We start from the raw sequence: 15,288 nt of genomic DNA on the forward strand, positions 1-15,288 counted from the left end.
ATTTCGCTTTATAAAAATACGGCAAAAAGATGGCATCACAGCCACCTTGATAGAAGTTGAAGACCTCGTTACCACGACGACAATGACCAATCTGGAGAGTTAAGTATGTCCGCTGAACACGTTTTGACGATGCTGAACGAACATGAAGTGAAGTTTGTTGATCTGCGCTTCACCGATACCAAAGGTAAAGAACAGCACGTCACAATCCCTGCTCATCAGGTGAACGCCGAATTCTTTGAAGAAGGCAAAATGTTTGACGGCTCCTCCATTGGTGGCTGGAAAGGCATTAACGAATCCGACATGGTTCTGATGCCAGACGCAACCACTGCGCTCATTGACCCGTTCTTCGAAGAGCCAACCCTTATCATCCGTTGCGATATCCTCGAGCCAGGCACGCTGCAGGGCTACGATCGTGACCCACGCTCCATCGCGAAACGCGCTGAAGAGTACCTGCGTTCTACCGGCATCGCAGACACCGTTCTGTTCGGGCCAGAGCCAGAGTTCTTCCTGTTTGACGACATCCGCTTCGGCGCGTCAATTTCAGGTTCCCACGTGGCTATCGATGACATCGAAGGCGCATGGAACTCTTCCACCAAATACGAAGGTGGTAACAAAGGTCACCGTCCTGGCGTGAAAGGCGGTTACTTCCCGGTTCCTCCGGTCGATTCTTCACAGGACATCCGTTCTACCATGTGTCTGATCATGGAAGAGATGGGCCTGGTTGTGGAAGCGCATCACCACGAAGTGGCGACCGCTGGCCAGAACGAAATCGCTACCCGCTTCAACACCATGACCAAAAAAGCGGATGAGATTCAGATCTACAAATACGTTGTGCACAACGTTGCGCACCGTTTCGGTAAAACCGCGACCTTCATGCCAAAACCAATGTTTGGCGACAACGGTTCCGGTATGCACTGCCACATGTCCCTGTCCAAGAACGGCACTAACCTGTTCTCTGGCGACAAGTACGCGGGTCTGTCCGAGCAGGCGCTGCACTACATCGGTGGTGTTATCAAACACGCTAAAGCGATCAACGCCCTGGCGAACCCAACTACCAACTCCTACAAGCGTCTGGTCCCAGGCTACGAAGCACCCGTCATGCTGGCGTACTCTGCCCGTAACCGTTCTGCTTCTATCCGTATCCCGGTTGTTGCGTCTCCGAAAGCACGTCGTATCGAAGTACGCTTCCCGGACCCAGCGGCTAACCCATACCTGTGCTTCGCAGCACTGCTGATGGCCGGTCTGGACGGTATTAAGAACAAGATCCACCCTGGCGAAGCCATGGACAAAAACCTGTATGACCTGCCGCCAGAAGAAGCGAAAGAGATCCCACAGGTTGCAGGCTCTCTGGAAGAAGCACTGAACGCGCTGGACGCAGACCGTGAGTTCCTGACGGCTGGCGGCGTGTTCACCGATGAAGCTATCGACGCTTACATCGCGCTGCGTATCGAAGAGAACGACCGCGTGCGTATGACTCCGCATCCGGTTGAGTTCGAACTGTACTACAGCGTTTAATCGAGTTGTTTTACCCGGCGTGATAAACGTCGGGAGTAGTTGCCGTGGAAACTTTTAGCCCATCTCCGGATGGGCTTTTTTCTCCACCAACAACCTGATCTGACGCGCTTTTTACGCCGAAAAAGCTATACTGCACTAAATTAGTGCAACCAACTCCAGGAGACTGCTGAATGGCAACTGGCACGCTGCCCGATGCTGGGCAGATCCTCAATTCCTTAATTAACAGTATCTTGCTGGTCGATGACGAGCTGGCGGTGCATTACGCCAACCCGGCGGCGCAGCAATTGCTCGCCCAGAGCTCACGCAAGCTGTTTGGTACCCCGCTTCCTGAACTGTTGAGCTATTTTTCGCTGAATATTGGCCTGATGCAGGAGAGTTTGCAGGCCGGACAGGGTTTCACCGATAACGAAGTGACACTGGTGATCGACGGGCGTTCACATATTCTCTCTCTTACCGCGCAACGTCTTCCCGAAGGACTGATCCTGCTGGAAATGGCGCCGATGGATAATCAGCGTCGGCTCAGCCAGGAGCAGCTTCAGCATGCGCAGCAAATTGCCGCTCGCGACCTGGTGCGTGGCCTGGCGCATGAGATAAAAAACCCGCTGGGTGGGTTACGCGGTGCAGCACAGCTGCTGACCAAGGCGTTGCCCGACCCTGCGCTGGCAGAGTACACCAACGTTATTATTGAGCAGGCTGACCGCCTGCGTAATCTGGTTGACCGTCTTCTTGGGCCGCAGCAGCCGGGCATGCACGTCTCTGAAAGCATTCATAAAGTGGCGGAACGGGTGGTGAAGCTCGTCTCGATGGAACTGCCAGAGAACGTCACGCTGGTGCGCGATTACGACCCAAGCCTGCCGGAACTGGCGCATGACCCGGACCAGATTGAACAGGTTCTGCTGAACATTGTACGTAACGCGCTACAGGCGCTGGGACCGGAAGGGGGCGAGATTATTTTACGTACCCGCACCGCCTTCCAGCTTACGCTGCACGGCGTGCGCTATCGTCTGGCGGCACGCATCGACGTTGAAGATAACGGTCCGGGTATCCCGCCGCATCTGCAGGACACGCTGTTTTACCCGATGGTCAGCGGCCGCGAAGGCGGCACCGGGCTGGGGTTATCCATTGCCCGCAGTTTGATCGACCAACACTCTGGCAAAATTGAATTTACCAGTTGGCCGGGACATACCGAGTTTTCGGTTTTCCTGCCGATTAAAAAATAAAGGTGACGTTTATGCAACGAGGGATAGTCTGGGTAGTCGATGACGATAGCTCCATCCGTTGGGTGCTGGAACGCGCGCTCACTGGGGCGGGGTTAAGCTGCACGACGTTTGAGAGCGGCAGCGAGGTGCTAGACGCACTCACCACCAAAACGCCAGATGTTTTGCTTTCGGATATTCGCATGCCGGGAATGGACGGGCTGGCGCTTTTAAAACAAATTAAACAACGCCACCCAATGCTTCCGGTCATCATAATGACGGCGCACTCCGACCTGGATGCCGCAGTGAGCGCCTACCAGCAAGGAGCGTTTGATTACCTGCCAAAGCCGTTTGATATCGACGAGGCGGTGGCGTTGGTTGAACGCGCCATCAGCCACTACCAGGAACAACAGCAGCCTCGTAATGCGCCCGATTTTGGCCCCACCACGGACATCATCGGTGAAGCGCCTGCGATGCAGGATGTGTTTCGCATCATCGGGCGTCTGTCGCGTTCGTCCATCAGCGTATTGATTAACGGCGAATCGGGTACCGGTAAAGAGCTGGTTGCCCACGCGCTGCATCGCCATAGCCCGCGGGCTAAAGCGCCCTTCATAGCCCTGAATATGGCGGCCATCCCGAAGGATTTGATTGAGTCCGAGCTATTCGGCCACGAAAAAGGCGCATTTACCGGGGCGAATACCATTCGTCAGGGGCGCTTTGAGCAGGCTGACGGCGGGACGCTTTTCCTGGATGAAATCGGTGATATGCCGCTGGACGTTCAGACCCGCCTGCTGCGCGTGCTGGCCGACGGGCAGTTTTACCGCGTGGGCGGCTATGCGCCGGTGAAGGTGGACGTGCGCATTATCGCTGCGACGCACCAGAACCTGGAGCTGCGCGTGCAGGAGGGAAAATTCCGTGAGGATTTATTCCACCGCCTGAACGTTATCCGCGTTCACCTGCCGCCGCTGCGCGAGCGCCGGGAAGATATTCCCCGCCTGGCGCGTCATTTCCTGCAGGTGGCAGCCCGCGAGCTTGGCGTTGAGGCCAAGCAGCTTCACCCGGAAACCGATGCTGCCCTCACCCGACTTGCGTGGCCGGGCAACGTGCGCCAGCTGGAAAACACCTGTCGCTGGTTAACCGTGATGGCCGCCGGACAGGAAGTGCTGATTCAGGATTTACCCGCAGAGCTGTTTGAAGCCACTGCACCTGAAAGCAGCACCGGTCACGCGCTGCCGGACAGTTGGGCAACGCTGCTGGCGCAGTGGGCTGACCGCGCACTGCGTTCCGGTCATCAAAACCTGCTGTCTGAAGCTCAGCCTGAGATGGAGCGTACGCTGTTAACCACCGCGCTTCGTCATACGCAGGGCCATAAGCAGGAGGCCGCTCGCCTGTTGGGATGGGGACGTAATACCCTGACGCGCAAGCTTAAAGAGCTGGGAATGGAGTGATTTTGGCAGTGCCGGGTGGCGCTTCGCTTACCCGGCCTCCATTTCGCGGTTGCATAAGCCGAAAGCGGCTTAAATAACCCGCGAGAACTGCTGCAGGCGCGCTTTCTGACGCAGATAGGCGTCAAAGCACATGCAGATATTACGGATCAACAGACGCCCTTTAGGCGTGACCTCAATGGCACCCTCAGTAACATCCACCAGCCCATCTTTGGCCAGCGGGGCAATCAGCTTCAGATCTTCTGCAAAATAATCGCTGAAGGTCAGATTCCACTGTGCTTCCACGTCACTGAAATCGAGACGGAAATTGCAGATAAGCGCCTTAATCACATCGCGTCTGATGCAGTCGTCGCGGGTTAGCGCGATGCCGCGCCACAGCGCGTTGCCCGTTTCATCAACCTGCTGATAATACTGTTTTAACTCTTTCTGGTTCTGCGCATAGCAGTCGCCAATCATGCTGATGGCCGAGACGCCCATCCCCAGCAAGTCGGTATCGCCCTGCGTCGTGTAGCCCTGGAAGTTGCGGTGCAGAACGCCTTCGCGCTGGGCAATCGCCAGCTCATCATCCGGACGGGCAAAGTGATCCATCCCGATAAATTGATAACCGGTTTCGGTCAGCGAGGTGATGGTTTCCTGCAAAATATCCAGTTTCTGCTGAGCAGAAGGGAGATCGGCATCTTTGATTTTGCGCTGAGCAGCAAACAGCGTCGGCAGGTGCGCATAGTTAAAGACGCTCAGACGGTCCGGGTTGAGTTCAGCCACGCGCTTCAGCGTGAAGGCGAAGCTCTCCGGCGTTTGCTTTGGCAGGCCGTAAATCAGGTCAATATTGGTCGACGTAAAGCCGATATCACGCGCGTGGTTGAGTAAGGCAAAGATAAATTCTTCGTCCTGCTCGCGGTTGACCAGACGCTGCACCTCTTTGTTGAAGTCCTGCACGCCCATGCTCAGGCGGTTGAAACCTTCGGCGCGTAAGTGATCCAGTACATCCAGCTCGATTTCGCGCGGATCGACCTCGATCGAGATTTCAGCGTCGTCGTTAAAATTAAAGTTGCCGCGCAGCAGCGCCATCAAACGGCCGATCTGCGTTTTATTCAGGTACGTTGGCGTGCCGCCGCCCCAGTGAAGCTGGCTGACGTGACGACCGGCAAACAGCGGCGCGCGGTGCAGGATTTCCTGCTCAAGCGCATCAAGATACTGATCTGCTTTGTGCTGCTGGCGGGTAACGATTTTATTGCAGCCGCAGAAGTAGCAGAGCTTGTGGCAAAACGGAATATGGACATAGAGCGACAGCGGACGCTCGGGATTGCGCGCGACGGCCTGCTGAAAATCCGCCTCGCCGAAAGCATCGGAGAACTCCAGCGCGGTGGGGTATGAGGTATAACGCGGCCCGGAATAGTTATATTTCTGGATTAGGGCCAAATCCCAGTCGATAGTTGGTGCTGACATGCTCACTCCTTCCGTTGGTGTCGCGTTCGTTTACGGCGGCCCGGTCTGGCCCCATTGCGAGCCATCATTCGGGTGCGCAGCCACTGATGTCGCCGCGACAACCGCCGTAGTTTAACGAATAACCACACCAGATAACATATAACCGGAAGGGTTATAAGCAGGACTATTGAGCCTGCCGGGTGCAAATGTTAGTTTCCACCCTTCAGAAGACGCATCATATCTTCCTGCTTCTCGTCTTCTTCTTCATCTTCGTCATCGTCGTATGACAGGCCCAGCTTCTGCATCAGCTCATCAATGCGATCCAGTTTGGCATCAACCCATGACTGTTCTTCTGCGGTCAGGGTTTCACCTTCTTCAAGACGTTCCAGCAGCGCGTCCAGGCGCTCATCGTTCTCCAGCAAATCCAGCTCAGCCTGCGGTGAAAGCATAGGTTTCTCGCTCTTTGGTTTGTGCTGCTTAGTGACCGGGGTGTCTGTCACGCCCAGTGGAATGGGAGTTTTACTGCCGATACGGGGGTCTTTCTGCGCCTTACCTTTTGCAGAAGCACCCGTTGCACCGCTACCGCTTGCACGGCTACCCGCAGCATGGCCACGATGCTTTTTATCGCGTTTGCGATCGCGCGCTTCCTGGTTCAGTTCTTCGCGCGTTTTGCGGCGTGCTTTTGCTGGGCGTTTCGCGCCCGCTGCGGTGGTCGGTTTTTTCATGATGTTTTATCTTTAAGCCGTTTTATTCAGTATAGAATTGCGGCGAAATCTAGCAGAAAGCAAGCAAAGAAAAAAGGCGACAGAGCAATCTGTCGCCTTTTTTCCTGACTCATAACCCTTAACGGGCCAGACATTCCATGTTTGCCAACAACAAACCCTGTTTATCCCTTGGCTAATACCGTCCGTGATACGGTTCCGTTTCCTGTAAAAACGCCTCCAGGCGCCCGTCATCCTGACAATCCTGAGTCTTCGCCTCCTGGCGCTCCTGACCCTTATCCTTAAGTCGTAATCCTGTTGGCATCCTCGCCTTGACGCACACTTTACCTTTTTCCCTTAAACTAACAAGCAACGAAAGGGTACAAAAACGGATTTTCGGATTATTACTCACTATCAAGTCTATGATATTTAATAGTTTGCATTTTTAAACGCCTGCGATTTCTCTTAAATGTCTCATAGGGTTTGTAGCCGATCTCTTACACATTAGAGGGTTTTCGCTTACGGGCCTGGTACGATGGGAAAAGCCTTTTGCCCGCATTCAGGTATAATCCCCCGCAGATTACGATTTTTGGAGACGACCACGTGACTACCTGGAACTACCAACAGACGCATTTTGTCACCAGTGCGCCTGATATTCGCCACCTGCCTTCCGATACGGGTATTGAAGTGGCATTCGCTGGCCGCTCCAATGCGGGAAAATCCAGCGCCCTGAATACGCTGACCAATCAGAAGAGCCTGGCGCGCACCTCAAAAACACCTGGCCGTACTCAGCTGATCAACCTGTTTGAAGTTGCAGAAGGCAAACGCCTGGTCGACTTACCGGGCTACGGCTATGCGCAAGTACCTGAAGAGATGAAGATCAAATGGCAGCGTGCGCTGGGTGAGTACCTGGAAAAACGCCAGTGCCTGAAAGGTCTGGTAGTGCTGATGGATATTCGCCATCCGCTGAAAGATCTCGATCAGCAGATGATCGACTGGGCTGTAGAGAGCGATATCGCCGTGCTGGTTCTGCTGACCAAAGCCGATAAGCTGGCTAGCGGTGCACGAAAAGCGCAGGTGAACATGGTTCGCGAAGCGGTGCTGGCCTTTAACGGTGATGTGCAGGTTGAGCCATTCTCCTCGCTGAAAAAACAGGGCGTGGATAAGCTGCGTCAGAAGCTCGACAGTTGGTTTAACGAGCTGGAACCCGCGACAGAAGCGGAAGAAGAGTAAATATGAGCGCGGCAATGTCCGCGCTTTTTTTTGCCTGACATTTTCTTTGCCGCAATAAAAAACGCCCCAGTCATTACTGACTGGGGCGGCTAAAATATTCAGCCAAATCCGATTACGTGAAGTAAAAGGTCTGAAAGATAGAACATCTTACCTCTGTACCCTACGTCGTTAACTCTACCCCTTTTTTATCTGTAGAAAAAGCACTTTTTGTAGTTTTTTTTCATTCTTTACATAGGGAATTCTAATGATTGTCACAAAACGCACGTCGTTATGTTGCTAACTTACATAAAACGCGCGTTATTCCATGAACCCTTAGTGAGCCTGATCCCAGTTTTCGCCACTCCCCACTTCCACCAGCAACGGAACGTCCAGCTTCATGCTGCTTTCCATCAGTTCGTGGATCGTCTGAGACACTTTTTCAAGATCGTCTTTGTGCACTTCAAACACCAGTTCATCGTGTACCTGCATGATCATTTTCACGCGCGGTTTATCTTTTTCCAGCCAGGCATCCACGGCGATCATCGCACGCTTGATGATGTCAGCAGCGGTTCCCTGCATTGGGGCGTTGATAGCCGCACGCTCTGCGCCTGCCCGGCGCGCCGCGTTGCTGGATGTGATGTCCGGCAGATACAGACGACGACCATCCAGCGTTTCAACGTAGCCTTTCTCTTTCGCCTGCGCACGGGTGCGTTCCATATACTCCAGTACGCCCGGGTAGCGCTCGAAGTAGAGATCCATATACTTCTGCGACTCTTTACGCGGAATGTTGAGCTGGCGTGACAGGCCAAAGGCGCTCATCCCGTAAATCAGACCGAAGTTAATCGCTTTCGCGCTGCGACGCTGTTCGTTTGTCACGCTATCCAGCGGCAGGCCAAAGACTTCAGCGGCCGTTGCCCGGTGAATATCCTTCCCTTCGGCAAACGCGGTCAGCAAGCCCTTATCACGCGACAGGTGCGCCATAATGCGCAGCTCAATTTGCGAGTAGTCCGCAGAGACAATCAGATAATCTTCTGGCGCAATAAAGGCCTGACGAATACGACGACCTTCTTCATTGCGCACAGGAATGTTCTGCAGGTTGGGATCGGTCGACGAGAGACGCCCGGTTGCAGCAACCGCCTGATGATAAGAGGTATGCACACGCCCCGTTTTCGGGTTAATCATCAACGGCAGCTTATCGGTGTAGGTCGATTTAAGCTTCGCCAGACCACGATACTCGAGGATAACTTTTGGCAGTGGATAATCCAGCGCCAGCTCTTCCAGCACCTCTTCAGAGGTTGATGGCGCGCCGCCAGGGGTTTTCTTCAGTGGCTTGATGCCCTGCTTTTCAAACAGGATAGTTTGCAGTTGTTTAGGTGACGACAGGTTAAACGGCTCTCCGGCAAACTCATGGGCTTTTTGCTCAAGCTCGGTCAGACGCTGCGCCAGTTCACCCGAGTGGTTATGCAGCACCGTTGGATCGATTTTTACGCCGTTGCGTTCGATGCGGGACAGCACCGGCACCAGTGGCATTTCGATATGCTGGAATACGTTCATCGGGCCTTCCTGCTTTTGCAGCTTTGGCCACATCTTCAGGTGCAGCTGCAGCGTCACATCGGCGTCTTCCGCCGCGTAACGACCCGCCTCTTCCAGCGCAATCTGGTTAAAGGTGAGCTGGTTTTTACCTTTTCCGGCAATCTCTTCAAACGTAATGGTTTTGTGCTTGAGCCAGCGGTCAGATAAGGAATCCATATCATGACGGCCTGCCACGCTGTCCAGAATGTAGGATTCCAGCATGGTGTCGAAAGCGATGCCGCGCAGCTCAATACCGTAGTTTTGCAGAATGCCGCGATCATATTTCAGGTTCTGCCCAACTTTGAGCGCCTTGTCATCTTCGAGAATCGGCTTCAGCAGCTCAAGGACGCGGTCGCGGGAGATCTGATCCGGCGCATCCAGGTAATCATGTGCAACAGGGACATAGGCCGCCACGCCCGGCTCGGTGGCAAATGACAGGCCCACCATATTGGCCGAGATGTTATCGAGGCTGTCAGTTTCGGTGTCAAAGGCAAAGACCGGCGCTTTTTTCAGCTTCTCGATCCAGGCGACCAGCTGTGACTCTTCAAGAAGGGTTTCGTAGTTGTCGAAGGAGAGCGCGACGACCTCTTCGTCTGCCTGCTCTTCAGCATCCACAACAATCGTCTCTTTCGGCTTCACGGCAGGTTTCGCGCCTTTTGCCTGCAGCCATTTACCGGCTTCCACGTCAGTGGTCCAGCGCTTAAATTCGTATTTCTTAAACAGGCTCAGCAGATCGTCAGCGGAAGGCTGTTGCACTTCCAGCTGCTCACAGCCCAGTTCCAGCTCGACATCGGTTTTGATTGTGGCCAGCTTATAAGAGAGATAAGCCACCTCTTTGTTATCTTCCAGCTTCGCCGCCATGGTTTTCGCACCACGGAAGGTGAGCCCGGCGATTTTATCCGATTCTGCGTAGAGCGTATCCAGCCCACCCAGCCCCTGAAGCAGCGCCTGCGCGGTTTTTTCACCGACGCCCGGCACACCAGGGATGTTATCTGAGGAGTCGCCCATCAACGCGAGGAAATCAATAATAAGCTCAGGCGGCACGCCATATTTTGTGACGACTTCTTCAGGCCCCAGAATGGTGTTGGTCATGGTGTTAATCAGGGTGATACCTGGCGTCACAAGCTGCGCCATGTCTTTATCACCGGTACTGATCAGCACCGGACGGCCCATTTTTTCTGCTTCACGCGCCAGCGTGCCGATAACGTCGTCGGCCTCAACGCCAGAAACGGCCAGCAACGGCAGCCCCATCGCTTTCACCATGGTGTGCAGCGGCTCGATCTGTGCTCGCAGATCGTCAGGCATCGGCGGACGATGGGATTTGTAATGCTCAAACAACTCGTCGCGGAAGGTTTTACCTTTTGCATCAAAGACCACTGCCGCATGGGTTGGCTGATACTGAAGGATCAGGCTACGCAGCATGTTCAGCACGCCGTACATTGCGCCGGTAGGTTCCCCTGCGCTGTTGGTCAGAGGAGGAAACGCATGGTATGCCCGATACAGGTAAGAAGAGCCGTCGACGAGAATAAGAGGGTTTTCTGGGATCTGAACCATAATGTCCGTGCCTTTAATCAATTTATGGGTAAAGGATGCCACAGAAGGATGAAAACATCAGTTATTAGCGCCTGATACAGGAAAAGATTTTGCGATCGAGAGGATCGCTCGCAAAAATAAAACTGTGGATAAGTTTGTGCATACTTTCACTACATATGAATAACAGCCATAAAAACCCTATCCCATTATATAATTTATTGTTTATTATCATCATATTAAGTTAGTGCTCATTATCCATATTGCGAATTGATGACAATTTAGTCTATGTGGATATAAGCCTCGTTTATTCCTTCATCGTAGACATATCTGCTGTAGCAGGTAAAAGCCGCTCCCCCGCTGTGTGAAAGCACCATTTTTTAGTCTGTTTTCTGATAAACTCAGCGCCCTGCGCCGCATATGCGGTGGCTTAATTAAGCTAACCACCTGAAAATACTGATTATGTCGAGATTGCTCGCTGCAATAACATTACTGTTAAGCATCATTTTAACCATTCTGGTGACTATCGCCTGTTCAGTGCCGATCATTATTGCCGGAATGATTAAGCTGCTGCTGCCTGTGCACTCGGTGTGGCGAGCCGTTTCTGCGTTTTGTAATTTTATGATGTATTGCTGGTGCGAAGGGCTGGCGATTCTGCTGTACCTTAACCCGCACCTGAAGTGGGATGTTCAGGGTCTGGAAAGACTCAACAAAAAGAACTGGTATCTGCTGATCTGCAATCATCACAGCTGGGCTGACATCGTGGTGTTATGTGTGCTGTTTCGCAAACATATCCCGATGAATAAATATTTCCTGAAACAACAACTGGCCTGGGTGCCTTTCATTGGCCTGGCCTGCTGGGCGCTGGATATGCCGTTTATGAAACGCTATTCACGCAGCTATTTACTTCGTCACCCGGAACGCCGCGGTAAAGATGTGGAAACCACACGCCGCTCCTGCGAAAAATTTCGTGCACATCCAACGACGATTGTTAACTTTGTAGAAGGCTCTCGTTTTACCGAAGAGAAGCGCAGTCAGACTCGCTCCCCTTATCAGCACTTACTGCCGCCTAAAGCTGCGGGCATTGCGATGGCATTGAACGTGTTGGGCGAGCAGTTCGATAAATTATTGAACGTTACGCTTTGCTACCCGGAGAACGATAAGACGCCATTTTATGACATGCTCAGCGGCAAACTGACGCGTATTGTGGTTCACGTTGATCTGGTTCCTGTTGAGACGGAACTGCACGGTGATTACGTTAACGATAAGAATTTTAAACGTCGTTTCCAGCTTTGGCTTAATACGCTCTGGAAAGAGAAAGACGAGCAGATAGACAACATTAAAGCTTCTTACAAAAACGCCGGTCATTGACCGGCGTTTTTACATCAACAATCTTACTTCTTCTCAACCAGATATTTCACGGTATCAGCGTACTGTTGTACGAAGATATCCATGCTGCTGGTGTCCATGCCCTGCATGTTCAGCTGATATTTGCCGTTAACAAACATCGCTGGAACGCCCTGAAGCTGGAGGTCAGCAGCCGCTTTTTCCTGCTGGGCAACCAGTGATTTCACAACGAAACTGTTCCATGCGGCATCGTACTCTTCACCTTTCACACCGGCATCCACGAATACTTTACGGATATCCGCAGTGGTCTGAACGGTCTGGGTTTTCTGTACGGCTTCAAACATTGGGGCGGTGATCTTATCTTCCACGCCCAGTGCGATAGCTACCGCCCACGCCTGAGTCAGGTCTTTGCCCAGCGGGCCCAGGAACTCAACGTGGTATTTCGTCATTTTGGTGCCTTCCGGCAGCTTTTTCTTCACGTTGTCAGAGACATGCAGCACCTGCTCGAACTGATAGCAGTGTGGGCAATAAAACGAGAAGAACTCCAGAACCTGTGGCTCTCCGGCAACTGGCTTGTCCAGCGTAATGTACTGCTTACCATCGGTGAACTGTGCAGCAGAAGCGCTAAATGCCAGAATCATACCTGCCAGCGCCAGCCAAATTTTTTTCATGATCAACTCTCTCCTGGGTGTGTCCAATTAATACATCGGCGTTAATTGCAGAGGGGGTTCTTGCAGAACCTTAACCTGCTCAGTAAATGTGGATATCTGGCTGCGCCAGTAATCCTCTCCGGTAAGCCACGGGAAATTTCGGGGAAATGCGGGATCATCCCAACGCCTGATTAACCATGCGAGATAATAAACAAAACGCATCGCACGTAAAGGCTCTATCAAGGCAATTTCGTCTGAATTAAAGGGGCTAAATTCTTCATACGCTTCAATAATGGTTTCAAGCTGCATTCTCTGCTCGGCTTTATCACCATTGAGCAGCATCCACAGATCCTGAACCGCTGGCCCCATGCGAGCATCATCGAGATCGACAAACAGTGGGCCATCGCGCCAGAGAATATTGCCAGCATGGCAGTCTCCATGCAGCCGCAGTGTGGGGATGTCATCACGCCAACAGGCTTTCACCGCCTCAATAAGTTTGTCGGTCGCGCTAAGGAATTTAGCCTTTAATCCACCAGGAATAAGTGTCGAGGTTTCGAATACCTGCCGTGGCTCGATAAGGTATTCCTGAATACCGATGGTCGGGCGGGCAATAAACGGCTTTTTGCGTCCCGTCTGATGAATGCGCCCCAGGTAGCGGGCAACCCATTCCATCTGGTCGATATTATCAGCTTCAAACTGACGCCCGCCCAGGCTTGGGAATACGGCGTAATAAAAACCTTCGTGGGTAAGCAGCGTTTGGTTGTTAAATTTCAAGGGCGCAGCAACGGGAACATCGTCATCCAGCAGATCGTGGGCAAACTGATGCTCTTCCTGAATTTGTTCTGCAGACCAACGCTTGGGACGATAGAACTTTACAACGAAGCGCTGGCGCTCCTCATCCTGAAACTGATAGACGCGATTTTCGTAGCTATTCAACGGGGTTAACCCAGAATCCACCCGAATACCCTGCTCGTACAGGGCGTCCATAATGGTATCCGGGTGTAATGTCTGGAAAGTAAAAGCCTGGTCGTTCATCCGATCATCCGGAAATTATACGAATGATTCAGGATATCATCTTGTGGCGATTTCGGTGGCTCCGCTTACAAGCTTTTACTCTTTAATTACCCCACGCGCGCGCAGCAATGCGGTTTTAAAATCTTCCTCATAATCTTTCTGAATACCAGGAATAACAGCATCTTTGGCGGAATCACGCATTTTAAGGTGGTAGATCAGGATGTCGTCAGAAAGGTCTGTCAGCTCGCCGTCAAAACCTGACTCTTTCGCCAGTTTCTGTAAAAATTGCATCAGATTCAGCTCTGGCTCTTTTTGCCAGGCTGGCTGGAGGAGTTCAATAACTTCATTCAGACGTTTACATTTCATGGTGGTGCTCCTTTCATTTAGAGAGACACGTTAGCAGGGTCAATCCCACAATAAAAGAGGCGATATTAGTGAATGAATGCCAGAAAATCATCGGTGTCGTTCTGGCCGGTGGCAGAGCGACCCGAATGGGCGGTGAAGATAAGGGGCTACAGCTGCTGAATGGAAAGCCCTTATGGCAGCATGTCGCTGACAGGCTTGCAGATCAGGTGTCGACAATCGCACTCAGTGCTAATCGTCACATCGCTATTTACCAACGCAGCGGATTCCCCGTTTATCAGGATAACGTGGCAGATTATCCGGGGCCACTGGCTGGGATGCTCTCGGTCATGCAGCAGGCTCAGGGAGAGTGGTTTCTCTTTTGCTCCTGCGATACACCCTTTATTCCGGCTCGCCTGGTAGAACGCATGGTACAACAGCGCGGTGACTCGCCCGTGGTTTGGGCACATGACGGTGAGCGCGACCATCCGACGATCGCCCTGATTCATATATCGTTAGTTTCTGACCTGCAGGCTTACCTGGCTGCTGGAGAAAGAAGGGTGATGGTGTTTATGCGGCAGGCAGGCGGACATCCGGTTGATTTTAGCGATTTGAAGCCAGCATTTGTGAACGTGAATACGACAGAAGATTTGCAGGCACTCCAGGAGAAGAAATGACACCTGTTTTAGCAATTTCCGCCTGGAGTGGTACCGGGAAAACCACGTTACTCAAAAAGCTGATACCGGCACTGTGCGCCAGAGGTATTCGTCCAGGTTTGATTAAGCACACGCATCATAATATGGATATCGATAAGCCCGGTAAAGACAGCTTTGAGCTGCGTAAAGCGGGTGCGACACAAACGATGGTGGCAAGCACTCAGCGCTGGGCATTGATGACAGAAACCCCGGATGAGGCGCCGTTGGATCTCGCGTATCTGGTCAGCCGGATGGATCACTCCACGCTGGATCTGGTGCTGGTTGAGGGATTTAAGCACGAGGCTGTGGCGAAGATCCTGCTATTCAGGAGCGATGCCGGGCATGATGTTAGTGAGTTAACGCTGGATGAGCATGTGATTGCGGTGGCTAGTGATGTTGTATTGCCGCTTGAGGTTCCGGTGTTGGACTTAAATGACGTGGATGGGATTGCGGAGTTTATTGTGGCGTGGAGTGCAGTCTGACTTGCCGGGTGGCGGCTTTGCCTTACTCGGCCTACAACATTCGGTGCTCCAGAAACGCAAAAAGGCCATCCTTGCGGATGGCCTCTCTACTTATTTGATGCCTGGCAGTTCCCTACTCTCACATGGGGAGACCCCACACTACCATCGGCGCTACGGCGTTTC

At 52.6% G+C, this 15,288-nt stretch carries 14 protein-coding genes; 7 read left to right on the forward strand and 7 right to left on the reverse strand.

What is annotated here, in order from left to right; genetic code table 11:
- Positions 1 to 105: 105 nt before the first annotated feature.
- The 3 genes from glnA to glnG all read left to right on the forward strand — a co-directional run bounded on the left by glnA (position 106) and on the right by glnG (position 4,159).
- On the forward strand, positions 106 to 1,515 hold the full coding sequence (glnA, locus tag ACTJJA_RS22455) for a glutamate--ammonia ligase (protein WP_010436828.1): 1,410 nt from the start codon (positions 106 to 108) through the stop codon (positions 1,513 to 1,515).
- Positions 1,516 to 1,685: 170 nt separating this feature from the next.
- On the forward strand, positions 1,686 to 2,735 hold the full coding sequence (gene glnL, locus ACTJJA_RS22460) for a nitrogen regulation protein NR(II) (RefSeq protein ID WP_010436825.1): 1,050 nt from the start codon (positions 1,686 to 1,688) through the stop codon (positions 2,733 to 2,735).
- Positions 2,736 to 2,746: 11 nt separating this feature from the next.
- The gene (gene glnG / locus ACTJJA_RS22465; protein WP_042716381.1) at positions 2,747 to 4,159 is read left to right on the forward strand and encodes a nitrogen regulation protein NR(I); all 1,413 of its coding nucleotides are present in this window, start codon (positions 2,747 to 2,749) and stop codon (positions 4,157 to 4,159) included.
- A gap of 69 nt (positions 4,160 to 4,228) precedes the next feature.
- Here glnG and hemN read toward each other — a convergent pair whose 3' ends face one another.
- Entirely contained in the window at positions 4,229 to 5,602 is a 1,374-nt protein-coding gene (gene hemN, locus ACTJJA_RS22470) for an oxygen-independent coproporphyrinogen III oxidase (protein WP_440669245.1), read from the reverse strand.
- Between the two features lie 188 nt (positions 5,603 to 5,790).
- Positions 5,791 to 6,306 carry a Der GTPase-activating protein YihI gene (gene yihI / locus ACTJJA_RS22475; RefSeq protein WP_089600439.1) on the reverse strand — a complete coding sequence of 172 codons (516 nt, stop codon included), beginning with the start codon at positions 6,304 to 6,306 and terminating at the stop codon, positions 5,791 to 5,793.
- Between the two features lie 579 nt (positions 6,307 to 6,885).
- Here yihI and yihA point away from each other — a divergent pair.
- Complete coding sequence (gene yihA, locus ACTJJA_RS22480) at positions 6,886 to 7,515, forward strand: ribosome biogenesis GTP-binding protein YihA/YsxC (RefSeq protein ID WP_010436812.1); 630 nt, start codon at positions 6,886 to 6,888, stop codon at positions 7,513 to 7,515.
- 98 nt (positions 7,516 to 7,613) lie between these two features.
- On the opposite strand, the gene ACTJJA_RS22485 is transcribed toward yihA, so the two are convergent.
- Both ACTJJA_RS22485 and polA read right to left on the reverse strand, forming a co-directional pair.
- Positions 7,614 to 7,661 (reverse strand): spot 42 RNA, inhibition of DNA synthesis, encoded by a 48-nt coding sequence (locus tag ACTJJA_RS22485; protein WP_071892919.1) that lies wholly within the window; start codon positions 7,659 to 7,661, stop codon positions 7,614 to 7,616.
- Positions 7,662 to 7,827: 166 nt separating this feature from the next.
- Entirely contained in the window at positions 7,828 to 10,620 is a 2,793-nt protein-coding gene (polA, locus tag ACTJJA_RS22490; protein ID WP_440669246.1) for a DNA polymerase I, read from the reverse strand.
- 438 nt (positions 10,621 to 11,058) lie between these two features.
- Here polA and ACTJJA_RS22495 point away from each other — a divergent pair, with 438 nt between their 5' ends.
- Complete coding sequence (locus ACTJJA_RS22495; protein ID WP_431139384.1) at positions 11,059 to 11,967, forward strand: acyltransferase; 909 nt, start codon at positions 11,059 to 11,061, stop codon at positions 11,965 to 11,967.
- A gap of 23 nt (positions 11,968 to 11,990) precedes the next feature.
- On the opposite strand, the gene dsbA is transcribed toward ACTJJA_RS22495, so the two are convergent.
- The 3 genes from dsbA to ACTJJA_RS22510 all read right to left on the reverse strand — a co-directional run bounded on the left by dsbA (position 11,991) and on the right by ACTJJA_RS22510 (position 13,973).
- Positions 11,991 to 12,614 (reverse strand): thiol:disulfide interchange protein DsbA, encoded by a 624-nt coding sequence (gene dsbA / locus ACTJJA_RS22500; RefSeq protein WP_010436806.1) that lies wholly within the window; start codon positions 12,612 to 12,614, stop codon positions 11,991 to 11,993.
- Between the two features lie 27 nt (positions 12,615 to 12,641).
- Entirely contained in the window at positions 12,642 to 13,628 is a 987-nt protein-coding gene (locus ACTJJA_RS22505) for a serine/threonine protein kinase (protein WP_440669247.1), read from the reverse strand.
- Positions 13,629 to 13,703: 75 nt separating this feature from the next.
- Entirely contained in the window at positions 13,704 to 13,973 is a 270-nt protein-coding gene (locus ACTJJA_RS22510; RefSeq protein WP_010436801.1) for a YihD family protein, read from the reverse strand.
- A 68-nt stretch (positions 13,974 to 14,041) separates the two neighbouring features.
- On the opposite strand from ACTJJA_RS22510, the gene mobA reads away from it, so the two are divergent.
- Together mobA and mobB are read left to right on the forward strand one after the other, a co-directional pair.
- Positions 14,042 to 14,626, forward strand: a complete 585-nt coding sequence (gene mobA, locus ACTJJA_RS22515; RefSeq protein ID WP_440669248.1) for a molybdenum cofactor guanylyltransferase MobA — start codon at positions 14,042 to 14,044, stop codon at positions 14,624 to 14,626.
- Entirely contained in the window at positions 14,623 to 15,126 is a 504-nt protein-coding gene (gene mobB / locus ACTJJA_RS22520; protein WP_440669249.1) for a molybdopterin-guanine dinucleotide biosynthesis protein MobB, read from the forward strand. The genes mobA and mobB overlap by 4 nt, the downstream gene beginning before the upstream one ends.
- Positions 15,127 to 15,288: the final 162 nt, after the last annotated feature.

Source organism: Enterobacter sp. 22452, assembly GCF_052045065.1.
Classification (GTDB): domain Bacteria; phylum Pseudomonadota; class Gammaproteobacteria; order Enterobacterales; family Enterobacteriaceae; genus Enterobacter; species Enterobacter mori.